The organism is Rathayibacter sp. AC182 (genome assembly GCF_979253875.1).
The window spans coordinates 421,038-443,121 of record NZ_CEEDEK010000003.1 but is presented as its reverse complement, the minus strand read 5'-3'; the positions used below and the strand labels follow the sequence as shown (position 1 = coordinate 443,121).

The following is a 22,084-nucleotide window of genomic DNA, read 5'->3' as shown; positions in this document are numbered from 1 at the left end:
GGCCCGGGGCGGAGGCGGAGAGCGTCGCGGCGCACTGGCGCGATGCGGAGGGAGCAGGCCTGGATCGCGACCCGGGCCGAGATCGCCGCGAGCGGCTGGTTCGGCGACATCGGCGCGCCCGCGGCGGAGCGGATGGGCGACGTGTTCGTCGCCGCGCGCAAGGCGATCGCCTATTACGACGCCGAGGACTCGTCGGGTCGATCGATGATCGGCCAGCACGGCTCGCTCACCCCGGAGGAGACCCAGGTCCCGCTGATCGGCTTCGGAGCGCTCGACGGCGTCGACGTCCGGGCGGTGCACGATCCGGACGTCCCCACGACCGCGGACGGTCGCGGGTGGAGGGAGCCCTGTGGACCCTCCACCCGGTCAGTCGTCGCTGCGCGCCCCGAAGACGATCTCGTCCCAGCTGGGCATCGACGTGCGCCCGCGGCGGAATCCGCCCCGGGTACCGGTCGGTGCGTGCTCCTTCGCAGGGGCGGCGGCCGCAGGAGGCGCGGCGGGAGCCGGGCGCTCGGGCTCCGGCGCCTTCTCGACGGTCGGAGCCTCCTGCTTCGGCTCCTCGCGGATCGGAGAGAGGACGCGTGGTCGCGCTCCCCGCGACGGCGGCGGAGCGCGTCGAGCAGATCGGCGGTGTCGTTGAGATTGCGCTCGCGCTGCTCGGTCGTGCTCGACACGGGGCGAGGGAGGGTCGAGACCACGCGCGGCGTGTCGGACAGCGCCGGCTGCGGCTCGGTGTCGGAGGTCCGGACGGCCGACGGGCGCGCGTGCGGGAGGGCGGTCGGGCGACCGGACGCGGGGTGCTCGCCACGGGAGCTGCGCTCGGGCTCGGACGGCCGGGAGAACGCGTCGGTGTCGAAGCGCGTCGCGAGCTCGTCGACCGCGGCGGGGATGACGGCGCGGAGCCTCGGGATGAGGGTGGGCCGGATCTCGCCCTGCTGCGAGAGCGTCGTGGCCTCGGGGGTCAGGGGCGACAGGACGGCCTTCTTGGGGTCGAAGCGCCAGCGGGCGTCGTGGTCGATCTCGTCCGAGCGGAACAGGAGCTTGACGGCCCAGCCGTCCTCCTCCTTCCAGCTCGACCACTGCTCGCCCTCGGCGCCCAGCGCGGCGAGGCGCTCGCGGATGACGTCGCCGAAGGGGGTGCCCTCCTCGGGGGATCGGGGTCGGCGCTCGTGTAGACGCGCACCGACAGCGCGGAGGCGACGATGTGCTCGCGCTCGGCGGTGACCGGACCCTCGAAGCGCTGGACGTGCTCGAGGGGCGCGCCCGTGAGCTCGGCGACCTCCTCGGCGGAGAGGCCCGAACGGATGTGCGCCTGGATCTCGCGGGGTGAGACGCGCTTCTCGCGCGGCGGGAGGGTGTGGACGCGCGGCCGCGGCTGGCTCTGCAGAGTCTCGTCGATCCGCACCGAGAACCGCTCGCCTCCGCCGGAGACGAGCACGAGCGATCCGCTCTCGACGCCGATCACCTTCAGTTCCATCATCGTGCGGGACCTCCTTCTGGACGCGAACCGGGGCAAGGATGGCACGGGTTCCGCCCGATGCCGGGGAATACCGCGGGCGGGTCGAAAGTTGGGGCGGAAGGAGGCGCTGACAGGCGGTGTCAACCACGGATCCATTTGGTTTGCGAATCGATCCGCCTTGATGCACACTGTCCCCGCCGATTTGTTGAACAGCTGAATATAAGAAGTGGATGGGAATGGCTACGGACTACGACGCCCCCCGCAAGACCGATGACGACTCCGAGTCGATCGAGGCCCTGAAGGAGCGAGTCCCCGACAAGATGTCCGGAGTTGTCGACGTCGATGACGCCGACAACCCGGGCGGATTCGAACTGCCGGAGCCGATCTCTCGAGACCTCGATCTGGACGTCGTGGTCCTTCCGCCCCAGGCGGACGAATTCACGTGCGTGAGCTGCTTCCTCGTGAAGCACCGCTCTCAGATCGACCACGAGGAGAAGCTCGGACCGATCTGCCTGGAGTGCGCCGCCTAGGCCTCTCCTCGCTCCGAAGGACGACCGCTCCGTCGCCGTGATCCCGGATCGCGGCGACGATGTCGTTCGGGCGACGACTCGACAGCAGCCAGTACGGCGTCGGGTCCTGCGGATCCTCGATCGGCACCCGCACGACGTCGCGCACCCAGCCCCGGATCACGAGGTAGGCGCGAGCGTCCAGCCGCGGTCCGCGTTCGGCGAACGCCTCGCGGCCCTCGTGCGACGAGGGCTCGCCCACCAGCTCCAGAGGGATGTGCGCCCTCCCCGCGCGGGCTCGCCGTCGACGACCTCGATCACCGGCGAGAGCGCCAGCAGGGCGCCGATGCAGCCCGCGTAGAGGACGAGTGCGACGACGACTCCGACGACCGGGTCGATCGGTGCGAACACCAGGATGCTGGCAGGGATCACGAGGGCTGTGGAGACGAAGAGCCACGGCGCGGGCCAGAGCCTCTCCCGGTACGACTGCATGTCCCTATTGCATCGAGACAACTGGTCTACCCTCGTCACGTGAACGAATCCGTCGACGTCGCGATCCGCGCGGACACCCTTCCCGGCTACGCGCACCCGGGGGACGCCGGAGCCGATCTGCTCTCGACCGAGGACGTCGTCCTCGAGCCCGGTGAGCGGGCCAGCGTGGGCACGGGAGTGGCGATCGCCCTCCCCGAGGGCCATGTCGGCTTCGTGGTCCCGCGCAGCGGACTCGCCTTCAAGCACGGCATCACCATCGTCAACGCGCCCGGGACGATCGACGCGGGCTACCGCGGCGAGATCCGGGTGGCGCTGCTCAACACCGACGCGGAGCGCGCGTACCGCGTGACGGCGGGCGACCGGATCGCGCAGCTCGTGATCGTCCCCGTCGTCGCGCGCGCTTCACCCCGGTCGACGAGCTGCCCGAGTCCGTCCGCGGGCTCGGCGGCTTCGGATCGACGGGCTACGACGCCTCCCCGACCAGCACTCCGAAGGAGAACGCATGAGCGACATCCAGGCAGCGACAGGACCGGACGCACCGGCGGAGGTCGTCGAACAGGATCTCGGAAGTCCGCGCCCGCCGATCGCGCCGAGGCGGGGCCGCTCGACGAGCGCGAGGCCAACCCCGTGCGCCCCTACATCGACCTCGGCGGCGTGAAGGTCCTCCCGCGCGAGGGCATGCACATCCGCCTCGAGGTCGAGGAGGGGACCAAGCAGGTCATCGCCGTCGGTCTCGACTACGCGGGCTCCACTCTGCAGGTGCAGCCGTTCGCCCGCGCCGCGCTCCTCCGGGCTGTGGCACGAGATCCGGGGCCAGATCGCCGAGCAGGTCGCCAAGCAGGGCGGCCGCACGGCCGAGCGCGAGGGCGTGTTCGGCCCCGAGCTCGTCGCCCAGCTCCCGATCGCGGGAGGGAGTCCCGTGTCGCCCGCTTCGTCGGCGTCGACGGACCGCGCTGGTTCCTGCGCGGTGTCATCGCCGGCGCGGGAGCGGTGAACCAGGAGGCCGCCGCGGCGGTCGAGGAGCTGTTCCGCAGCATCGTCGTCGTACGCGGCTCCGGCCCCATGCCCCGCGCGACCTCATCCCCCTGAAGGTCCCCACCGGCGGTCAGACGCAGCAGAGCGCGAGCTGACCCGCATGGAGCAGAGCCCGCCCGACCGCGAGCAGCAGCCGGAGCCGATCCGCCCCGAGGTGGGGGAGGCCATCGCCCAGGCGGCGCGCCGTTCCGGTCTCGGGGTCGTCGCCGACGGCGAGCCGTTCGACGGGCGCGCTGCTGCGCACGATGGGCAGGGTCCGCGGGATCCTCGGGCCGTCGTCCCCGGCGTCGCCTTCGTGCTCCTGTTCGCCGTCACCGGCGAGCTCGTGCTCTCGCTCGTCGCCTCGGTGGGGATGGCCGTCCTGTTCACCGTGGCGCGCATCCTCGGCCGCACCCCGGTCATCCAGGCGGTCGGCGGACTCCTCGGGGTCGTCGTCTCGGCGGCGCTGGCACTCGTCACCGGTCGGGCGGTGGACGACTTCGTCCCCGGACTCATCACGAACCTGGTCTACGGACTCGTCTTCCTCGCGTCCGTGCTCGTGCGCTGGCCGCTCATCGGAGTCGCGGCCAGGTACCTCATGGCGCGACGGGACCGCCTGGCGCGACGACAAGCGCAAGCGACGGCTGTTCGCCGCACTGACCCTGGCCTGGGCGGGACTGTTCCTGCTGCGGCTCGCGGTGCAGTACCCGCTCTTCCTCGCCGAGGACACCCGGCCCTCGGCACGGTGGAGCTGGTCCTCGGGCTCCCGCTGTACGCCCCGCTGCTCGTGCTGACGGTCCTCGCGGTCCGAGCGGGTACCGCGGCGCACGGGACGAGGACGAGGACGAGGTCGCCGCGCCGGGTGCGTGACCGCCGGGTCGAGGACGTAGGTGTCTCGACGTCGAGATAAATAGCTCCCGGCCGCCCCGCGCTCCGACGCAGGGCGCAACGGGTGCGGCGACGCACCGGTGTTAGGTCCTCCTTGGTGGAGCCCGCTCTGCGCGGTCGCCAAGATGGACTCGGATATGTGGGTCCGCCCGTCGGCGGGATCCACGTCAGCGAAGGAGAGGGCGACGTGTCCGCGGTAGACAGCTTTGGATCGAAAGACACTCTAGAAGGTCGGGCAGACCGACTACGAGGTGTTCCGCATCGACCGGGTCCCCGGTCACGAGAAGCTCCCGTTCAGCCTGAAGGTGCTGCTCGAGAACCTCCTCCGCACGGAGGACGGCGCGAACATCACCGCCGACCACATCCGCGCGCTCGGCGAGTGGGTCCCGGAGTCGGAGCCCGACACCGAGATCCAGTTCACGCCCGCGCGCGTGGTCATGCAGGACTTCACCGGCGTTCCCTGCATCGTCGACCTCGCCACCATGCGCGAGGCCGTCGCGGCCCTCGGCGGCGACCCCGACAAGATCAATCCGCTGGCTCCGGCCGAGATGGTCATCGACCACTCCGTCATCGCCGACCTGTTCGGCACCGAGGACGCCCTCGAGCGCAACGTCGAGCTCGAGTACGAGCGCAACGGCGAGCGGTACCAGTTCCTGCGCTGGGGCCAGACGGCCTTCGACGACTTCAAGGTCGTCCCGCCCGGAACGGGCATCGTGCACCAGGTCAACATCGAGTACCTCGCCCGGGTCACCATGACCCGCGAGGTCGGCGGAGTCCTGCGCGCCTACCCCGACACCTGCGTCGGCACCGACTCTCACACCACGATGGTCAACGGCCTCGGCGTGCTGGGCTGGGGCGTCGGCGGCATCGAGGCCGAGGCGGCCATGCTCGGCCAGCCCGTCTCGATGCTCATCCCGAAGGTCGTCGGCTTCAAGCTGTCGGGCGCGATCCCCACGGGCGTCACCGCGACCGACGTCGTGCTCACCATCACCGAGATGCTGCGCAAGCACGGCGTCGTCGGCAAGTTCGTCGAGTTCTACGGAGCCGGCGTCGCCGAGGTCCCCTCGCGAACCGCGCCACCATCGGCAACATGAGCCCCGAGTTCGGCTCGACCGCCGCGATGTTCCTGATCGACGACGTGACCCTCGACTACCTGCGCCTCACCGGGCGCAGCGACGAGCCAGATCGCACTGGTCGAGCAGTACTCCAAGCTCCAGAAGCTCTGGCACGACGCCGAGGTGGAGCCCGTGGTCAGCGAGTACCTCGAGCTCGACCTCGTCGACCGTCGTCCCGTCGATCGCCGGCCCGAGGAGCAGGCGCATCGAGCTGACCTCGGCCAAGACGCAGTTCGGAGTCGGACCTCAACAACTACGCCGACGTCTCGCACGACATCGTCGACCTGACCATCGCCGAGTCCTTCCCCGCGTCGGACCCGGGCGAGCTCAACCGCAGGACGAGCCTGCGCGCACGAGCACATCCACCGCTCGCACGCACCGAGCACGGCCTCGAAGCCGACGACCGTCGAGCTCGGCGACCCGGCGAGACCTTCACCATCGACCACGGCGCGGTCGCCATCGCGGCGATCACCTCGTGCACGGACACGTCGAGACCCTCTGTGATGCTGGCCGCCGGCCTGCTCGCTCGCAACGCGGCGCAGAAGGGCCTCAAGGCCAAGCCGACAGGTCAAGACCACGCTGGCACCGGGTTCCAAGGTCGTCACCGACTACTACGAGAAGGCCGGTCTGACCGAGTCGCTCGAGGCGCTCGGCTTCTACACCGTCGGCTACGGCTGCACGACCTGCATCGGCAACTCCGGCCCGCTGCTCGAGGAGATCTCGGCCGCGGTCCAAGGACGGCGACCTCGCCGTGACGGCGGTGCTCTCGGGCAACCGCAGCTCGAGGGCCGCATCAACCCCGACGTCAAGATGAACTACCTGGCGAGCCCGCCGCTGGTCATCGCCTACGCCCTCGCCGGGTCGATGAACTTCGACTTCGAGGTCGACGCCCTCGGCACCGGCCGGCGACGGCAACGACGTGTTCCTCAAGGACATCTGGCCCGACGCGCGCCGAGGTGCAGGCGACGATCGACTCGGTCGATCGACAAGTCGATGTTCGACACGCAGTACAGCGGCGTGTTCGACGGCGACGAGCGCTGGCGCTCGCTCCAGGCCCCGAGGGCGCGACGTTCGAGTGGGACCAGGAGTCGACCTACGTCCGGAAGCCCGCGTACCCGCTGACGGCATGACGATGGAGACCGCCCCGGTCGCCGACATCGCCTCGGCCCGCGTGCTCGCCGAACTCGGCGACTCCGAGCGACGACCGACCGCATCAGCCCCGCCGGCTCGATCAAGGCCGACCAGCCCCGCCGGCCAGTACCTCGCCGAGCACCGCGTCGACCGCAAGGACTACAGCTCCTACGAGGTCCAGGCGTGGCAACCACGAGGTGATGATCCGCGGCACGTTCGCGAACATCCGCCTGAAGAACCAGCTGCTGGACGGCGTGGAGGGCGGTTACACCCGCGACTTCACGCAGCCGAGCGCTCCCAGTCGTTCATCTACGACGCGTCGCAGAACTACCAGGCCGAGGGCACGCCGCTCGTCATCCTGGGCGGCAAGGAGTACGGCTCCGGTTCCTCGCGCGACTGGGCGGCGAAGGGCACCAGCCTCCTCGGCGTCGAGGCCGTCATCGTCGACGAGGCTTCGAGCGGATCCACCGCTCGAACCTGATCGGCATGGGAGTCATCCCGCTGCAGTTCCCGGCCGGCGAGACCTGGGCGTCGCTCGGGCTCGACGGCACGGAGTCGATCAGCATCTCGGGCATCGAGGCGCTGAACGAGGGTGTCACCCCCAAGACGGTGCACGTCGTCGCCGAGCCGACCGAGCACTCGCCCGCAGGCCAAGCAGCCGATCGAGTTCGAGGCGGTCGTCCGATCGACACTCCCGGTGAGGCGGACTACTACCGCAACGGCGGCATCCTGCAGTACGTCCTCCGCTCGCTCGTCTAGAGCCGACACGCCTGGTGCGCCTTCCCGCAAGGGGAGGCGCACAGGCGTTCCTGCGCACCCCGGTGCGTAGACTCGACAGACGTCCACTCCCTCTCATCGACCCCGGAAGGCGGCGCGAATGGCTGTTCTCGAGACCATCGGCGGACCGCGCGACCTCGATCGCCTGACCCGCTCCGAGCTCGGGCCCTGGCGCAGGAGATCCGGGACTTCCTGGTGCGCGAGGTCTCGAAGACCGGCGGTCACCTCGGCCGAACCTCGGAGTGGTCGAGACGACGATCGCGATCCACCGGGTCTTCGACTCGCCGCGCGACGCGATCATCTTCGACACCGGCCACCAGTCGTACGTGCACAAGCTGCTGACCGGCCGCCAGGACTTCTCGGGCCTGCGTCAGCGCGGCGGACTGGCGGGCTATCCGCAGCGCTCCGAGTCGCCGCACGACATCGTCGAGCTCGCACGCGTCCAGCTCCCTGTCCTGGGCCGACGGCATCTCGCGCGCCTTCACGATGACCGGCCAGACCGACCGGCGCGTCGTCGCGGTGGTGGGCGACGGTGCCTCACCGGCGGCATGACCTGGGAGGCGCTGAACAACATCAGCGACGACAACGCCCGCGGTCTCGTCATCGTCGTCAACGACAGCGGGCGCTCCTACGCCCCCACCATCGGCGGCATGGCCCGGTTCCTCAACGGAGGTGCGCACCAAGCGCAGCTACCGCACGCTGCACCGGGGCTCGCGCGCCGTCTCCGAGCGGCTCGGCAGCCCTGCCGCCGCCGTCTACCGCGGGGTCCGCGGCGGGATGCACGGCTTCCTCAGCCGCTTCATCAACAACGAGGCCCTCTACTCCAACCTCGACATCAAGTACCTCGGCCCGATCGACGGGCACGACGTGACGGCGATGGAGGAGGCGCTCCAGCAGGCCAAGGACTACGGCCAGCCCGTCATCGTGCACGCGATCCGCAGGAGAGAAGGGCTTCCGACCGGCCGTCGACGACCTCGCCGACCAGTTCCACGCCGTCGGCCAGATCGACGCCCGAGACCGAGGAGCCGCTCGCCGCGCCCGGCGCCCGCTCGTGGACATCGGTGTTCGCCGACGAGATCGTGACCCTCGCCGACGAGGACGCCACGATCGTCGGCATCACGGCCGCGATGCTCCGGCCGGTGGGACTGCAAGATGGCCGAGAAGCACCCCGATCGCGTCTTCGACGTCGGCATCCGCGGAGCAGCACGCCGTCACCTCCGCCGCCGGCCTCGCGTTCGGAGGGTTGCACCCCGTCGTCGCGCTCTACGCGACCTTCGTGAACCGCGCCTTCGACCAGGTGCTGATGGACGTGGCCCTCCACCGGGCCGGTGTGACCTTCGTCCTCGACCGCGCGGGGGTCACCGGACCCGACGGCCCGAGCCACCACGGGATGTGGGATCTCGCGATCCTGCAGGTCGTCCCGAACATCCGCCTCTCGGCTCCCCGCGACTCGGTCCGCCTCCGCGAGGAGCTCCGCGAGGCCGTCGGAGTGACGGACGCTCCCACCGTCGTCCGCTTCTCGAAGGGCAACGTCGGCGACGAGATCGAGGCTCTCGAGCGGCTGCACGATCGGGGTCGACGTGCTCTCGCGTGCCGAGCGCCAGGACGTGCTGATCGTGACCGTCGGACCGATGGCGACGATGGGCCTCGACGTCGCCCGTCGTCTCGCCGCCCAGGGCATCGGCGCCACGGTGGTCGACCCCCGCTGGGTCGTGCCCGTCCCCGCGGAGCATCATCGAGCTCGCACGCGAGCACCGCCTCGTCGTCTCGATCGAGGACGGCGTCCGCGTGGGCGGCATCGGGACCCGCATCCGGCAGGACCTCCGCGAGGCGGGAGTCGACACGGCCGTCACCGAGCTCGGGCTGCCGGACCAGTTCCTCGATCACGCGAAGCGCGAGGAGATCCTCGAGGACGTCGGATCTCACCCCGCAGCACATCGCTCGGGACGTCGTCGCCCAGGTGCTCGGCAGCAAGATCCCCGTGGCTCGACCGCTCCCCGAGGAAGCCGCGGCGCACGACGAAGGCCCGCACCGACTGAGGATCGACCCTCGGCGCCCGTCGCGCAGGGATCACCTGCGAGGCGGCCTCCGGGCAGCTCCGTCGTCGTGGGACCCGCGTCAGAGCCGGTAGACGAGCTCGATCGCGCCGCCGGAGAACGGCGTCGACCCACGAGCTCGAAGGGCTCGGTGCGCCGCATCGGCAGGAGCGCCCGCCCGCCTCCGAGGAGGACGGGCATGACCGTCACCCTGACCTCGTCGAGCGCGCCGGCCTCGGCGAAGCGGGCGGCGACGGCACCGCCGCCCACGATCCAGACGTCGCGCTCCCCGGCGGACTCCCGGATGGCCGGCAGCAGCTCGGAGACGTCGCCGGAGGCGAAGCGGACCTCACCGCCCTCGGGCTGCGGACGCTCGGCGGAGGTCAGGACCCACGCCGGCAGATCATAGGGCCAGGCGCCCTCGCGACGGACGAACTCGTAGGTGGTGGAGCCCATCACGACGGCCCCCACACTCGCGAGGAAGCGGTCGTAGTGCTCCTGGAACGCCTCGAAGCCGAACTGCAGGAGCCAGCCGAGGTCGTCGTCGGGATCGGCGATGAAGCCGTCGAGGGAGGAGGCGACGTAGTAGACGATGCGGGTCATGCGGGCACGGTACGACGGACCACCGACACGACCCTCGACGGCCGCCCGCAGCGCCGGCACCGCCTCCGGCTCACCGTGCGAGGCGGCGAGCCGGAGACGGTCATCAGGCGCGGCGTCAGTCGACGCCGCGGATCACCGGGTGGTGGAACGTGTCGCCGAACGCGCGCTCACTCGCTCCGACCCGGTCGAGGTAGGGCGTCAGCCCTCCCATCTGGAACGGGTAGCCGGCGCCCAGGATCAGGCAGAGGTCGATGTCCTCGGCCGCGTGCACGACGTCGTCGTCCAGCATCCGCTTGACCTCGTCGGCGAGCCCGGTCTCGACGCGCAGGCGCAGCTCCTCCGCGGTCATCGGGTCGGAGCCGCCGGCGACGATCGCCACCGCCCGCTTGTCGACGCCCTTCACCCGCCCCTTCGCATCGCGCTCGAACACGTGGCCCAGCTCGGCCAGCCGGTGCAGGTTCGCGCTCTCGAAGAAGCGGTCGGGGAAGGCCGCGTGGTGGGTGTCCAGCACGTGCGCTCCGACCTTCAGCCCGACGAGCTCGAGGAGCTCGAACGGCGTCATGGGCAGGCCGAACGGCGCGAGCGACTGCTCGACCACCTCGAAGGGCGTGCCGGTGTCGACCGCGTGCATCGCCTCGCCGAGCACCTTCGCGAGCACGCGATTGACCACGAAACCGGGGGTGTCCCGCGTGATGACGGCGTTCTTCTTGAGCTTCGCCGCCGTCACCATGGCGGTCGAGAGCGTCTCGTCGTCGGTCAGCGGGGTCGCACGACCTCGATGAGCGGCATGACCGCGACCGGATTGAAGAAGTGGAAGCCGACGAGGCGCTCGGGGTGCTCCAGACCCTCTCCGATCCGCTCGACGGACAGCGAGGAGGTGTTGGTCGCGAGGACGGCCGTGGGGGACACGTACCGCTCGATGTCGGCGAAGACCTCCTGCTTGACCGACAGCTCCTCGAAGACCGCCTCGATCACCCAGTCCGCGTCGGCGAACTCGGAGGCGATCCGTCGTGCCGGTGACGAGACTGCGCAGGCGGTTGGCGTCGTCGGGGGAGAGGCGCCCCTTCGCGAGCAGCGCGTCGATCTCCCCGACGATCGTCGCCACGCCCTTGTCCACCCGCTCCTGGTCGAGGTCGGTGATGACCACCGGGATCTGGAGGCGTCGGACGAACAGGAGAGCGAACTGGGTGGCCATCAGGCCGGCGCCGATCACTCCGACCTTCGTCACGGGCTTGGCGAGCGCCTTGTCGGGAGCGCCGGCCGGCCGCTTGGCCCGCTTCTGCACGAGGTCGAAGGCGTAGATGCTCGCCCGGAACTGATCGCCCGAGATCAGATCCGCGAGCACTTCGTCCTCGGCGGCGAACGCCTCCTCGCGGGTGGCGGTCTTCGCGCCCTTGAGGAGTTCCAGCGCCCCGGTAGGGCGAAGCTACGACGGTGCCGATGCGGGACTCGAGCTGCTTGCGGGCGATGCCGACGGCGACGTCCCACTTCACCATCCGCTCGATCACTCCCGGGAGCATGGGGACGCGCGACGGTCACGCTGCCGCCCAGGACGCCGTCGGCCCAGCGCAGCGAGTCCTCGAGGGAACGACGCCGACGGGAAGAGCGCGTCGGCGATGCCGAGCTCCAGCACCTCCCGCCCCTTGATCGTCCGATTGTTCTTCAGCGGGTTCTCGACGACGATCTTCAGAGCGTTCTCGATGCCGATCAGGTTCGGGAGCAGGTAGGTCCCGCCCCACCCGGGGATGATGCCCAGGAACACCTCGGGCAGGCCCAGCGCGGGGATCGACTCGTCGACGGTCCGGTAGTCGGCGTTCAGCGCGATCTCGGTGCCGCCGCCCAGCGCCAGCCCGTTGATGAAGACGAACGAGGGGACACCGAGGTCGGACAGCATGCCGAGGGTGCCGGTGCCCGAGTCGAGCCAGCTGGCGGCCGAGCTCCCGGCTCGGGATGGTGCCCACCTTGCTCAGATCGGCGCCCGCGGCCAGGATGAACGGCTTGCCGGTCAGGGCGACGCCCTGGATCTCCCCGTCCGCCGCGCGCGCCTTCTGCGCGATCAGGACGTCGGCGAGCTCGAACAGGGACGCCGGACCGAAGGTGCTCGGCCGCGTGTGGTCGCGGTCGTTGTCGAAGAGTGACGAGCGCGAGCACGCGCCCGCTGGCGGCCGGACGTCGCGCACGTAGGAGTGGGTGACGACCTCCCCTCCGTGAGGTCTGCGAGGTCCTCGAAACCGTCGAGCATGATCGGCGTCCCTTCCGTCGTGTGCGCTTGCCGTCGAAGTGCGGGTTCTCCCAGACGAGGGTTCCCCCTGGCCGAGCCCGACGCATCGCCGTGAGCCCGTAGCGCACCTCCGGGTGCACCTCGAACTGCCGCGCGAGCTGGATCATCAGGCGCACGCCCGAGGAGGCGAGCGGATGGCCGACGGCGATCGCTCCGCCGTACTCGTTGACCCGGGGGTCGTCGTCGTCGATGCCGAAGTGGTCGAGGAACGAGAGCACCTGCACCGCGAACGCCTCGTTGAGCTCGAAGAGGCCGATGTCCTCGATGCCGAGACCGGCCTTGCGCAGCGCCTTCTCGGTGCTGGGGACGGGGCCGATGCCCATGATCTCCGGCTCCACGCCGGCGAAGGCGAAGCTGACGAGCGCATCTTGGTGGAGAGCCCGAGCTCCTTCGCCGCGTCCGCGCTCGCGAGGGGCGAGACGGTCGCCCCGTCGTTCAGACCGGAGGAGTTGCCCGCGGTCACGCCCCGTGCGGACGGAACGGGGTGCGGAGCCCCGCCAGCCTCGAGGGTCGTCTCAGGACGGGGCGCCTCGTCGGCGGTGGCGAGGCCCCATCCGGAGGCGCTGCGAGTGGCGACGGGGATGAGGTCGGGCTGGATGTCGCCGGACTCGTACGCCGCCGCGAGCTTCTGCTGGCTGCGCAGCGCGTAGCGATCGGAGCGCTCCTTGGTCAGCTGCGGGAACCGGTCGTGGATCTTCTCCGCCGTCTTCCCCATGTTCAGCGCCTCGTCGCCGACGGGGCGCTCGGACCAGGCAAGCGGGGTTGGGATCGGCGTCGAAGCCCATGGGGTGGCGCCCCATGTGCTCGACACCGCCGGCGATCACCACGTCGTACGCGCCGAAGGCGATGCCGCCCGCGGTCGCCGTCACCGAGGTCATCGCGCCGGCGCACATCCGGTCGATCGCGAAGCCGGGGACGCTGCGGGGCAGCCCCGCGAGCAGCGCGGTCGTCCGCCCGAGGGTCAGACCCTGGTCCCCCCGCTGCGTGGTCGCCGCGATCGCGACGTCGTCGACGCGATCCTTCGGGAGTGACGGATTGCGCTCCAGCAGACCGATCATGGCCTTCACGACAAGGTCGTCGGCCCGCGTCTGCCAGTACATGCCCTTCTCGCCGGCACGCCCGAACGGAGTACGGACTCCGTCGACGAACACGACTTCGGATCTCTCGGCCACAATGCCTCCCAGGAACTCACGGTCGCCCCGATCGTAGGAAGAGCACGGCTTCGACCGGAATCCTTTGCCGCTTCCTACGAAGCGGTTTCCGATGCTCTCCTCGGGCGCTTGGGCGGCTTCCACAAACGCGGTCACGAGCGGACCCGCCGTCGCGTCGATCTGCCAGGAGCGCGCTCCGCCCCGCGCCAGCTCCGCGGCGACGGTCTCCGGCGTCAGCGGCTCCGGCGGGTTCCACGCCAGCCGGCGCAGCAGGTCCGGCGTGAGCAGGTTCTCGACGGGCAGTGACAGCAGCTCGGCGATCTCGATGACGACGGCGCGGGCCGACTTGAGCCGCAGATCGGCGGCGGGGTTCCGATCGGCCCATGCCCGGGGCGGAGGAGGGTCTCGACGGCGGGCCGGGTGGCCGAGGAGGTCCTCGGTGCTCAGACCGCGCTGGATCGCCGCCCACCGGCGCTCCACCTCGCCTCCCGGCTCGCGCGGCCGGTGAAGTCGCGGCGGCCCGAGGCTGACCGATGCTGCTGGGGATGTTGCGGGCGACCGCGACGATCGAGGAGTCGGGGATCAGGCGGCCGGGCGCGATGTCGCGCTCCGGGCGAAGGCGTCCCGAGCCAGCCAGAGCTCGCGGGCGACGGCGAGGGCGCGGAGTCCGCGCAGCGAGTGCATGCCCGAGAGCCGCCGCCACGGGTCGGCCAGGGCGGCCTTGGCTGCCGGGCCAGGGTGGCCTCGAACTCCTCGCGCGCGATGCGGGTCTTGCGCGCCTCGATGAGCATCTCCTCCATCCGGTCGCGGAGGTCGACCAGGAGCTCGACGTCCTTCGCGGCGTAGACGAGCCAGCTCTGGGGGAGGGGACGGGTGGACCAGTCCGCTGCCGAGTGCTCCTTGGCGAGATGGATGCCCAGCAGGTCCTCGACGACCGCTCCGAGACCCACCTTCGCCAGTCCCAGCAGGCGGGCCGCCAGCTCGGTGTCGAAGATGCGGGTCAGGTCCAGGCCCACCTCGCGCAGGCACGCGAGATCCTGGCTGGCGGCGTGCAGCACCCACTCCTCGTCGCCGATGACCTCCTGCAGAGCGTCCATCCGGCCGATCGCAGGGGGATCGAAGAGGAACGCGCCGGCTCCGCGGCGGTACACCTGGATGAGGTACGCGCGCTGCGAGTGCGTGAAGCCGGAGGCGCGCTCGGCATCGACCGCGACGGGCCCCTCGCCTGCGGCGAGGGCGTCGACGGCGGCGAGGAACTCGTCGCGGGTGGAGAGGACGCGGTAATCAGTCACGGTTGTTCCGTCGGAAGGCGAGCGAGGTCACACCGTCGCTCGATACGGGCGGGAGGCCCGCGAGCATGCACAACAGCTCACCCCAGCCTTCCACGTGGGCGGCGAGCTGCGCATCCTCGGGACTCCAGGACGCGCGGATCTCGATCTGGGCGCCGTCGCCCTGGGCGGCCAGCTCGCCGAATCCTGTCGAGAGGACCTTCGTCGCCGTGCCGGACGCCGCGTGGTAAGCGGCGCCCCGGGTGTCGAGCGCATCGATCAGCCACGACCAGGCGACCTCGGCGAGGAACGGGTCGGTGCCGATCTCGACCTCGAGCGGTGCCTGCGCGAAGCAGACGACGCGAAGGCGCCGCCCCACTGCTCGGGCTCCTCGGGGTCGTAGAGGAGGATGAACCGCCCCGTGCCGAGCTCGGAGTCGCGCCCGTGCGGATGCGGGGCGACATCGGCGGACAGGGCGAGGGCCCACGGAGCGAGCCCGGTCGGCGACGGGATCTCGGACACGGTCAGCTCGGAGCGGGTCGGGGCCGCGCGGATCGCCTCCGTCGCGGCCCGGAACTCCTCCGGTGGCTGAGACGGCGCTGGGAAGTCGGGCACGCTCCGAAGACTAGAGTTCCCGCATGCCCGATCCCCGCAGGCACGCCGCGGAGGGCGGTCGGCGCACCGGCGCCCTCCTGCTCACCCTCCTCGCCCCGCCCGCTCTCGCCGCGACGCTCGCCCTGGGGGCGTCGGCCCTCGTCACCGCCTTCCTGCGCGGGGTCGTGATCCCGCCGTCGCGACGGAGCGAGGACGCGAGGGTGCTGGACGTGCGGCCCGACGCGCGCGAGATCGTCCTCGCGGCCGGGCCGGAGACGACCGTGCAGGGCGGCTTCAGCCTCTGGTTCGACGGCGGCCGGGGCCACGCCCGCGTCGGTCGGATCATCGCCACCGGTGCGGGCAGGGTCGTGCGCGAGGCTCCGAGACGGTGGATCGGGGACGGCTGCACGCCGGTGCCCGCGCGCGCATCAACGGCTGGCTGTTCCTGTCGCCGCGCCAGACGCAGGTGCCGTTCACGGCGGAGCAGGTCGCGACCCAGTACGGCCCCGCGCCCGCCTGGCTCTTCCCCGGCGGGGACGGAGCGACCTGGGCGATCCGACGTGCACGGGCGTGCCACCCACCGGGAGGAGACGCTCCGCGGCGTCCCTGTCCTCCACCGCGCAGGGGCTGACGTCCCTCGTGGTCTCCTACCGCAACGACGGCGACGCCCCGTCGAGCCCGGACGGACGCTACGGCCTCGGCGACACCGAGTGGCGCGACGTGGACGCGGCGATCCGCTTCGCCCAGGAGCGGGGCGCCCGCTCCGTGGTGCTCGTGGGCTGGTCGATGGGCGGGGCGATCGCTCTGCAGACGGTGCTGCGCTCGCCCCGGCGGCACCTGATCGCCGGACTCGTCCTCGACTCCCCGGTCATCGACTGGCACGAGACCCTGCGCGGCCAGGCGCGGCTGCGAGGGATCCCGCCGGTGATCGCGGCGCTCGCTCTGACCGCCATGCAGAGCCCGCTGTCGACCGCTCTCACCGGGCAGAGCGCCGTCGTGCCGCTCGCGGACCTCGACCTCGTGTCCCGCGCCGACGAGCGCGCGACTCCGGTCCTCCTCTCTGCACAGCGTCGACGACGACTTCGTGCCGAGCGGGCACCTCCGAGGCGCTCGCGCGCGGCGCGCTCGATCTCGTCGAGCTCGTGCTGGTGCAGGGTGCTCGGCACACCAGGATCTGGAACGACGGCCTCGGCCGCTGGGGGCCAGGCCGTCGAGGGCGTGGCTGCGGCGGCAGGCGCTCAGCTGGTCCGCGTCCGGCGCGCATAGGTGAAGCCGGCGTCGTCGACGGCGAGGCGCTCGAGCGAGTAGGAGTCGTCGACGACCGCTCCGGTCGCGGCGACGGGCAGCCCGGGGAGGACGACGCGCGGAGCGGTGGTCCAGGCAGATCTCGTCCACGAGTCCGAGGCGAGGATGGCGGACAGCAGGCGCCGCCCTCGCCAGACGACGCGGTCCAGACCGAGCGCGGCCAGGGCGGCGAGCACGTCCTCGACGCGCATCCGCCCGTCCCAGAGCGGGGACGTGCACGACCTCGGCACCGTCGGGGACCGCGGCGGAGGTGGAGCGACTCGGGGACGAGGAGGAGCACGCGAGCACCTTCTTGCAGCTCCAACCGGTGACCGGCGAGATCGCCGCTCCGAGGAGACGATCGCCAGCGGGACCCGCCGGGGGACGGCGGTAGCCCTCGGCCCGGACGCTCGCGGCGCCGACGAGGACCACCTGCGCCTGCGCGCGGATTACTCCGAGGATCGTGCGGTCGACGCGATTGGTGAGCGTCTCGCTCGTGCCGTCCGAGCCGATGCTCGAGCCGTTCACGCTCGCGATCATGTTCAGTCGGACGCGCACCGAGTCGGAGGGCCGGTACGCGTCCTCGACCGCCGCTCGGGCGCCGTCGTCCCCCAGGCGGACCGCGGGTCCCGCGGGGACGAGCGGCTGGAGGATCACGCGGCCAGGTGGGCGCGGATCTGGCGCTTGGTGCGGCCGAGCAGGGCGCTCATCCCGCGCAGGCGCAGCGGCGAGACGGCCTCGGACAGGCCGATCGTCTGGGGGAAGTCGTCGGGGACGGCCAGGACCTGCTCCGGCGTCAGTGCGTCGAGCCCCTGAGCGAGGATCGAGGCGAATCCACGGGTCGTGGGAGCCTCCCGCGGCGCGGTGGCGTGCAGGTGGATCACGTCGCCGTCGAACTCCACGACGATGAAGACGGGGGACTGGCACTCCTCGACCCGCTCGAAGAGATCCGGGTGATCGCGGTAGCGCTCGGGCAGCTCGGGGAGGTCGTTCGAGAACTCGAGGAGGAGCTGCAGTCGCTCCGGCTTCTCGAGGGCGAGGAACTCGTCGCGGATGTCGCGCAGAGCATCGGGCAGAAGGTCGTCGGAAGTCATCCCGTCCATCCTCTCAGAGCAGGAGACCCCGGCCGCGGAGCGGTCGGGGTCTCCCTGGACGACGGTCAGCGGGCCGTGGGGGCCTCGCCGGGCTCGGAGCCCTTGACGATGGGGACGCGCACAGCGCTGCCCCACTCGGTCCACGAGCCGTCGTAGTTGCGGACGCCCTCGAAGCCGAGGAGGTGGGTGAGCACGAACCACGTGTGCGACGAGCGCTCGCCGATGCGGCAGTAGGCGATCACGGTGTCGCCGTCCTGCAGGCCGGCTCCGTCGCGGTAGATGCCGTTCAGCTCGTCCAGCGGTCGGAACGTGCCGTCCTCGGCGGCGGCCTTGCCCCACGGCACGTTCTGCGCGCTCGGGATGTGGCCCGCGCGCAGTGCCCCTCCTCCGGGTACGCCGGCGCCGTGGTGCGCTCGCCCGAGAACTCCTCGGCGGAGCGGACGTCGATCAGCGGGTTGCCGAAGTGCGCGAGGACGTCCTCCTTGAACGCGCGGACGTCCGCGTCGCGGCGCTCGACGACGGGGTACTCGACCGCGTCGGGAGTCGACGCGTCGGTCGTGACGGGCCGGCCGTCGGCGATCCACTTGTCGCGGCCGCCGTCCAGGAGACGGACGTCCTCGTGACCGAAGAGGGTGAACACCCAGAGGGCGTAGGCGGCCCACCAGTTGTTCTTGTCGCCGTAGACGACGACGGTCGTGTCGCGGGCGATGCCCTTGGCGCCGAGGAGGGCGGCGAAGGCCGCGCCGTCGATGTAGTCGCGCTCGACCGGGTCGTTGAGGTCGGTGTGCCAGTCGATCTTCACCGATCCCGGGATGTGGCCGGTCTCGTACAGCAGGACGTCCTCGTCGGACTCGACGACCACGAGACCCGGGGTGCCGAGCCGTTGCTCGAGCCACTCACCGCTGACGAGTCGTTCGGGGTGCGCGTAGGCGGCGAACTTCGGCGACGGATCGAGTTCAACGGACAAGGAGGACCTCCAGGGTGGTGCGCGGAGCGCGGGCGTGAATCCAGGAGCGGGCTACGCTGGAGCCCGCCCTTCAGCGACAGTACGCGCCCCCGAGCGCGGGTGCACGGAAGGCGCCGCAAGAGTTCGACACAGAGCCGGGAGCCCGCCGGCGCCGGGCCGGACGGTTCGATGCAGAGTCAGACAGAGCGGCCGGCCTCCTCCGGACGCACGATGCGAGGTGCGCGTGATCCCCGACGACGTCCGTTCGACGAGCAGCCTCACGACGCGCTCGCCGCAGATCAGCGGTCACGAGATCGCCTCGACGCCTCATACCGCCCCGGCAGTTCGAGGGCGCGACCTTCGAGAGCTACCGCCCGGACCCGGAGTACCCCTCGCAGGCCGAGGCCGTCGAGGCTCTGCGCGCCTTCGCCGCGGGCGGCGGCTCCCGGGGCGGCGGCGGGTTCTTCGGCTTCGGCCGGAAGAAGGCTCCCGAGGTCAAGCCCGGCGTGTACCTCGACGGCGGCTTCGGCGTCGGCAAGACGCACCTCCTCGCGGCGATCTGGCACGCGGTGCCCGGCCGCACCTACTTCGGCACGTTCATCGAGTACACGGCCCTCGTGGGGGCGCTGGGCTATGCGGCGACGGTGTCCCTCCTCAAGGGATCGGCGCTGCTCTGCATCGACGAGTTCGAGCTCGACGATCCGGGCGACACGATGCTGATGACCCGCCTGCTGGGCGAGCTCGTCGCCTCCGGGACCCGCATCGCGGCCACCTCGAACACGCCGCCGAACGCGCTGGGCGAGGGCCGGTTCGCCGCTGCCGACTTCCTCCGCGAGATCCACGCGATGGCGGAGCACTTCCAGACCCATGCGGATCGACGGGACCGACTACCGCCGCCGCGACATCGAGGGCCACGCCGTCGTGCGCACGGACGAGGAGATCTCGACCGCGCTCGCGCAGGCGCCCTCCGGAGCGGTCGTCACCGACGACGCGTTCCGCGCGGCCGTCGACCACCTGGGCTCCGTGCACCCGTCCCGCTACATCAAGGTCATCGACGGCGTGGACGCGGATCGTGCTCCGCGACGTCACCGCGCTGACCGATCAGACCGACGCCCTCCGCCTCGTCGCCTTCATCGACCGCGTCTACGACGCGCAGATCCCCGTCCTCGCCTCGGGTGTGCCGCTGGACGGGGTCTTCGGCGGCGACATGCTCACCGGCGGCTACCGCAAGAAGTACCTCGCGCTCGATGTCCCGGCTCCATCGCGCTCACGAGCATGAGCCCTTTCCGGTCGTCCGCTTCGTAGGATCGGGGGCTCCACGCCCCGTCGGCGGTCCGGCGCCGAGCGCCTCGGCAGGTCCGTGTAACGCGTTGTTCACACGAACGGCTTCCCTGTAACGCGCTCGAAACGCAGGTCCCCTCGAACCGAAACGTCGCGCCGCCAGACTGACGGGCGTACTCAAGCGACTCGACTCCGCTGACGCCCAGGCGTTCTCCGGGTCGCTCCTGCGCACCCGAAGAAAGGTTTCAGAATGGATCAAGGCAACACCGCCTTCCTTCTCATCGCCGCAGCACTCGTGCTGCTGATGACGCCAGGACTGGCGTTCTTCTACGGCGGTCTCGTCCGGGCGAAGAGCGTCATCAGCATGATGATGCTCAGCTTCGGCGCGATGGGGCTGATCGGAGTCCTCTGGGTCCTCTACGGCTACGCCATCGTGTTCGGCAACGGCCCCGCGGGCCCCGCCGGCACCGACTCCTTCTTCGGCATCGACGGCTTCCTCGGCATCGACGTCGCGCAGATCGGTCTGCAGGGCGTCTACAACGACGCGCTCGCCGAGCAGACCGGCGCCTACCCGACGATCGCCTTCGCCGCGTTCCAGGCCACGTTCGCCATCATCACCGTCGCGCTCATCTCGGGTGCGATCGCCGACCGCGCCAAGTTCGGCGCGTGGATGGTCTTCGCCGGCGTCTGGGCCACGGTCGTCTACTTCCCCGTCGCCTCCTGGGTCTTCAACTTCACCGTCGGCGACGAGGGCGTCGTGGACGGCGGCTGGATCGCCTACAACGTCGGCGCGATCGACTTCGCCGGCGGCACCGCGGTGCACATCAACGCCGGTGCGGCCGCCCTGGCCCTCGCCCTGGTCCTGGGCAAGCGCGTCAACTTCACCAAGGGCGCGCACCAGCCGCACAACCCGCCGTTCGTGCTGCTCGGCGCGGGTCTGCTCTGGTTCGGCTGGTTCGGCTTCAACGCGGGCTCGGAGCTCGCGGCCGACGGCATCGCGGCGATCGCGTTCCTGAACACCATCGCCGCTCCCGCCGCCGCGATCCTCGGCTGGCTCGTCGTCGAGAAGATCAAGGACGGCAAGCCCACCTCGATCGGCGCCGCCTCGGGCGCCGTCGCAGGTCTCGTCGCGATCACCCCGGCGTGCGCCAGCCTCTCGCCGTTCTGGGCGATCGTCCTCGGCGTCATCACCGGTGCGGTCTGCGCCCTGGCGATCGACCTCAAGTACCGCCTCGGCTACGACGACTCGCTCGATGTGGTCGGCGTCCACCTGGTCGGCGGCCTCATCGGAACGCTCTACATCGGCTTCTTCGGAACCGACGTCGGGCTGTTCCTCGGCGGCGGCTTCGCCCAGCTCGGCGCTCAGGCCCTGGCGGCCTTCACGGTCCTCGCCTACTCGTTCCTCATGACCCTCCTGATCGGCTTCGTGATCCAGAAGACCATCGGGTTCCGCGTCAAGAACGAGGACGAGGTCGCCGGGATCGACACCGCGATCCACGGCGAGGCGGGCTACGTCCTCGCGGACTGACCCCTCCACTCCGCACTGCACCCGACGGGGTGCCGCCCTCTCGAGGGCGGCACCCCGTTCCCGTTCCCGCGCGCGGCCGTGCTTCCGGGCTAGGGTTCCCGGGTGACTTCCTCACGCTCCGTCGTGTCCCTGCTCCTCCGACTCCTCGGCCGCACCGTCGCGCCGAGGCCCGACGCGGGACCGCCGGCGCAGCGTCCCTTCCTGACGCCCACGGCGACCACTCCCGGCGCGAGCGGCGTCGGCCGCACCGTCGAGGTCGACCCCGCCCGCCTCCGCGGGGTGCACGCGGGCTACGCGCCCACTGCCGACGGCGATCCCGATCCGGGCGAGATCGTCTGGACCTGGGTGCCCTACGAGGAGGACGACGGGCGCGGCAAGGACCGCCCGGTGCTCGTCCTCGCGGTCGAGAAGGCCGGTACGGTGCTGGCGGTGCGCTTGAGCTCCAAGCAGCACGACGGCTACCTGCCGGTCGGCACCGGGGAGTGGGACGCCGAGGGGCGGCCGAGCTGGGTCGATCCGGAGCGGGTCTTCCGCATCCACCCCGCCGGTATGCGCCGCGAGGGCGCGGTGCTCGAGCGCTCGCGCTTCGACACCGTCGCCAGGACCGTCTCGGCGCGCTACGGCTGGCGCTGACCG

General features: G+C 71.2%; 16 protein-coding genes and 15 pseudogenes. 18 read left to right on the top strand and 13 right to left on the bottom strand.

The window, feature by feature from the left end:
- Positions 1-173 precede the first annotated feature (173 nt).
- Both sepH (AC0CII_RS05340) and sepH (AC0CII_RS05335) read right to left on the bottom strand, forming a co-directional pair.
- Complete coding sequence (gene sepH, locus AC0CII_RS05340; protein WP_465229056.1) at positions 174-1,121, bottom strand: septation protein SepH; 948 nt, start codon at positions 1,119-1,121, stop codon at positions 174-176.
- A 95-nt stretch (positions 1,122-1,216) separates the two neighbouring features.
- A pseudogene (gene sepH, locus AC0CII_RS05335) lies at positions 1,217-1,477 on the bottom strand (septation protein SepH); the annotation flags it as partial.
- 218 nt (positions 1,478-1,695) lie between these two features.
- On the opposite strand from sepH (AC0CII_RS05335), the gene AC0CII_RS05330 reads away from it, so the two are divergent.
- Positions 1,696-1,989: a DUF4193 domain-containing protein gene (locus AC0CII_RS05330; protein ID WP_465228812.1), complete on the top strand. Its 294-nt coding sequence runs from the start codon at positions 1,696-1,698 to the stop codon at positions 1,987-1,989.
- Here the strand turns inward: AC0CII_RS05330 and AC0CII_RS05325 are convergent.
- Positions 1,898-2,457 (bottom strand): annotated as a pseudogene (locus AC0CII_RS05325) (DUF3093 domain-containing protein). The gene AC0CII_RS05330 and the pseudogene AC0CII_RS05325 overlap by 92 nt on opposite strands.
- Before the next feature lie 39 nt (positions 2,458-2,496).
- Here AC0CII_RS05325 and dut point away from each other — a divergent pair.
- The 12 genes and pseudogenes from dut to AC0CII_RS05265 all read left to right on the top strand — a co-directional run.
- Positions 2,497-2,963: pseudogene (dut, locus tag AC0CII_RS05320) on the top strand (dUTP diphosphatase).
- A 121-nt stretch (positions 2,964-3,084) separates the two neighbouring features.
- A complete protein-coding gene (locus tag AC0CII_RS05315) occupies positions 3,085-3,546 on the top strand; it encodes a DUF3710 domain-containing protein (RefSeq protein ID WP_465228811.1) in 462 nt (153 codons plus the stop codon).
- A 46-nt stretch (positions 3,547-3,592) separates the two neighbouring features.
- The gene (locus AC0CII_RS05310) at positions 3,593-4,381 is read left to right on the top strand and encodes a DUF3159 domain-containing protein (protein ID WP_465228810.1); all 789 of its coding nucleotides are present in this window, start codon (positions 3,593-3,595) and stop codon (positions 4,379-4,381) included.
- 165 nt (positions 4,382-4,546) lie between these two features.
- A pseudogene (locus AC0CII_RS05305) lies at positions 4,547-5,980 on the top strand (aconitase family protein); the annotation flags it as partial.
- 73 nt (positions 5,981-6,053) lie between these two features.
- A pseudogene (locus tag AC0CII_RS05300) lies at positions 6,054-6,275 on the top strand (aconitase family protein); the annotation flags it as partial.
- A 9-nt stretch (positions 6,276-6,284) separates the two neighbouring features.
- Positions 6,285-6,596 (top strand): hypothetical protein, encoded by a 312-nt coding sequence (locus tag AC0CII_RS05295; protein WP_465228809.1) that lies wholly within the window; start codon positions 6,285-6,287, stop codon positions 6,594-6,596.
- Positions 6,597-6,600: 4 nt separating this feature from the next.
- Positions 6,601-7,086 carry a hypothetical protein gene (locus AC0CII_RS05290; protein ID WP_465228808.1) on the top strand — a complete coding sequence of 162 codons (486 nt, stop codon included), beginning with the start codon at positions 6,601-6,603 and terminating at the stop codon, positions 7,084-7,086.
- A gap of 5 nt (positions 7,087-7,091) precedes the next feature.
- A complete protein-coding gene (locus AC0CII_RS05285) occupies positions 7,092-7,364 on the top strand; it encodes a hypothetical protein (protein ID WP_465228807.1) in 273 nt (90 codons plus the stop codon).
- Between the two features lie 260 nt (positions 7,365-7,624).
- Positions 7,625-8,017 (top strand): annotated as a pseudogene (locus tag AC0CII_RS05280) (1-deoxy-D-xylulose-5-phosphate synthase N-terminal domain-containing protein); the annotation flags it as partial.
- Positions 8,018-8,054: 37 nt separating this feature from the next.
- Positions 8,055-8,465 (top strand): 1-deoxy-D-xylulose-5-phosphate synthase N-terminal domain-containing protein, encoded by a 411-nt coding sequence (locus AC0CII_RS05275; RefSeq protein ID WP_465228806.1) that lies wholly within the window; start codon positions 8,055-8,057, stop codon positions 8,463-8,465.
- Positions 8,434-8,856 (top strand): annotated as a pseudogene (locus AC0CII_RS05270) (hypothetical protein); the annotation flags it as partial. The gene AC0CII_RS05275 and the pseudogene AC0CII_RS05270, both read left to right, overlap by 32 nt.
- Before the next feature lie 157 nt (positions 8,857-9,013).
- Positions 9,014-9,251 (top strand): annotated as a pseudogene (locus AC0CII_RS05265) (transketolase C-terminal domain-containing protein); the annotation flags it as partial.
- A gap of 53 nt (positions 9,252-9,304) precedes the next feature.
- On the opposite strand, the gene AC0CII_RS05260 reads toward AC0CII_RS05265, so the two are convergent.
- The 7 genes and pseudogenes from AC0CII_RS05260 to AC0CII_RS05230 all read right to left on the bottom strand — a co-directional run bounded on the left by AC0CII_RS05260 (position 9,305) and on the right by AC0CII_RS05230 (position 15,336).
- On the bottom strand, positions 9,305-10,021 hold the full coding sequence (locus tag AC0CII_RS05260) for a dihydrofolate reductase family protein (RefSeq protein WP_465228805.1): 717 nt from the start codon (positions 10,019-10,021) through the stop codon (positions 9,305-9,307).
- Positions 10,022-10,136: 115 nt separating this feature from the next.
- A pseudogene (locus AC0CII_RS05255) lies at positions 10,137-12,222 on the bottom strand (3-hydroxyacyl-CoA dehydrogenase NAD-binding domain-containing protein); the annotation flags it as partial.
- Between the two features lie 127 nt (positions 12,223-12,349).
- Positions 12,350-12,652: pseudogene (locus AC0CII_RS05250) on the bottom strand (acetyl-CoA C-acyltransferase); the annotation flags it as partial.
- A 128-nt stretch (positions 12,653-12,780) separates the two neighbouring features.
- Positions 12,781-13,017: pseudogene (locus AC0CII_RS05245) on the bottom strand (thiolase family protein); the annotation flags it as partial.
- A gap of 64 nt (positions 13,018-13,081) precedes the next feature.
- Positions 13,082-13,933, bottom strand: a pseudogene (locus tag AC0CII_RS05240) (thiolase family protein); the annotation flags it as partial.
- Positions 13,897-14,745, bottom strand: a complete 849-nt coding sequence (locus tag AC0CII_RS05235) for a ribonuclease D (protein WP_465228804.1) — start codon at positions 14,743-14,745, stop codon at positions 13,897-13,899. The pseudogene AC0CII_RS05240 and the gene AC0CII_RS05235, both read right to left, overlap by 37 nt.
- Positions 14,738-15,336: pseudogene (locus AC0CII_RS05230) on the bottom strand (DUF3000 domain-containing protein). The gene AC0CII_RS05235 and the pseudogene AC0CII_RS05230 overlap by 8 nt, the downstream one beginning before the upstream one ends.
- A 367-nt stretch (positions 15,337-15,703) precedes the next feature.
- Between AC0CII_RS05230 and AC0CII_RS05225 the strand changes: the two are divergent.
- Entirely contained in the window at positions 15,704-15,946 is a 243-nt protein-coding gene (locus tag AC0CII_RS05225; RefSeq protein ID WP_465228803.1) for a hypothetical protein, read from the top strand.
- An 8-nt stretch (positions 15,947-15,954) separates the two neighbouring features.
- Positions 15,955-16,581: an alpha/beta hydrolase family protein gene (locus AC0CII_RS05220; RefSeq protein ID WP_465228802.1), complete on the top strand. Its 627-nt coding sequence runs from the start codon at positions 15,955-15,957 to the stop codon at positions 16,579-16,581.
- On the opposite strand, the gene AC0CII_RS05215 is transcribed toward AC0CII_RS05220, so the two are convergent.
- From AC0CII_RS05215 to AC0CII_RS05205, 3 genes and pseudogenes are all read right to left on the bottom strand, one after another.
- Positions 16,554-16,811: a hypothetical protein gene (locus AC0CII_RS05215; RefSeq protein WP_465228801.1), complete on the bottom strand. Its 258-nt coding sequence runs from the start codon at positions 16,809-16,811 to the stop codon at positions 16,554-16,556. The two genes, AC0CII_RS05220 and AC0CII_RS05215, sit on opposite strands and share 28 nt — an antisense overlap.
- 441 nt (positions 16,812-17,252) lie before the next feature.
- Positions 17,253-17,693 carry a SufE family protein gene (locus AC0CII_RS05210; protein ID WP_465225822.1) on the bottom strand — a complete coding sequence of 147 codons (441 nt, stop codon included), beginning with the start codon at positions 17,691-17,693 and terminating at the stop codon, positions 17,253-17,255.
- Between the two features lie 65 nt (positions 17,694-17,758).
- A pseudogene (locus AC0CII_RS05205) lies at positions 17,759-18,660 on the bottom strand (sulfurtransferase).
- A 226-nt stretch (positions 18,661-18,886) separates the two neighbouring features.
- Here AC0CII_RS05205 and zapE point away from each other — a divergent pair.
- The 3 genes and pseudogenes from zapE (at position 18,887) to AC0CII_RS05190 (ending at position 22,081) form a co-directional block, all read left to right on the top strand.
- Positions 18,887-19,918 (top strand): annotated as a pseudogene (gene zapE / locus AC0CII_RS05200) (cell division protein ZapE).
- A gap of 252 nt (positions 19,919-20,170) precedes the next feature.
- Positions 20,171-21,448, top strand: a complete 1,278-nt coding sequence (locus AC0CII_RS05195; RefSeq protein ID WP_207405760.1) for an ammonium transporter — start codon at positions 20,171-20,173, stop codon at positions 21,446-21,448.
- A 102-nt stretch (positions 21,449-21,550) separates the two neighbouring features.
- Positions 21,551-22,081, top strand: coding sequence for a type II toxin-antitoxin system PemK/MazF family toxin (locus AC0CII_RS05190; protein ID WP_307786168.1), 531 nt, complete (start codon positions 21,551-21,553; stop codon positions 22,079-22,081).
- The last annotated feature ends 3 nt before the right edge of the window (positions 22,082-22,084 follow it).

Excerpts from the sequence above, each read along its gene's own strand:
- AC0CII_RS05330 (WP_465228812.1), top strand. The coding sequence starts at position 1,696 with ATGGCTACGGACTACGACGCCCCCCGCAAGACCGATGACGACTCCGAG.
- AC0CII_RS05310 (WP_465228810.1), top strand. The coding sequence starts at position 3,593 with ATGGAGCAGAGCCCGCCCGACCGCGAGCAGCAGCCGGAGCCGATCCGC.
- AC0CII_RS05295 (WP_465228809.1), top strand. The coding sequence starts at position 6,285 with ATGAACTACCTGGCGAGCCCGCCGCTGGTCATCGCCTACGCCCTCGCC.
- AC0CII_RS05290 (WP_465228808.1), top strand. The coding sequence starts at position 6,601 with ATGACGATGGAGACCGCCCCGGTCGCCGACATCGCCTCGGCCCGCGTG.
- AC0CII_RS05285 (WP_465228807.1), top strand. The coding sequence starts at position 7,092 with ATGGGAGTCATCCCGCTGCAGTTCCCGGCCGGCGAGACCTGGGCGTCG.
- AC0CII_RS05260 (WP_465228805.1), bottom strand. The coding sequence starts at position 10,021 with ATGACCCGCATCGTCTACTACGTCGCCTCCTCCCTCGACGGCTTCATC.
- AC0CII_RS05215 (WP_465228801.1), bottom strand. The coding sequence starts at position 16,811 with ATGCGCGTCGAGGACGTGCTCGCCGCCCTGGCCGCGCTCGGTCTGGAC.
- AC0CII_RS05210 (WP_465225822.1), bottom strand. The coding sequence starts at position 17,693 with ATGACTTCCGACGACCTTCTGCCCGATGCTCTGCGCGACATCCGCGAC.
- AC0CII_RS05195 (WP_207405760.1), top strand. The coding sequence starts at position 20,171 with ATGGATCAAGGCAACACCGCCTTCCTTCTCATCGCCGCAGCACTCGTG.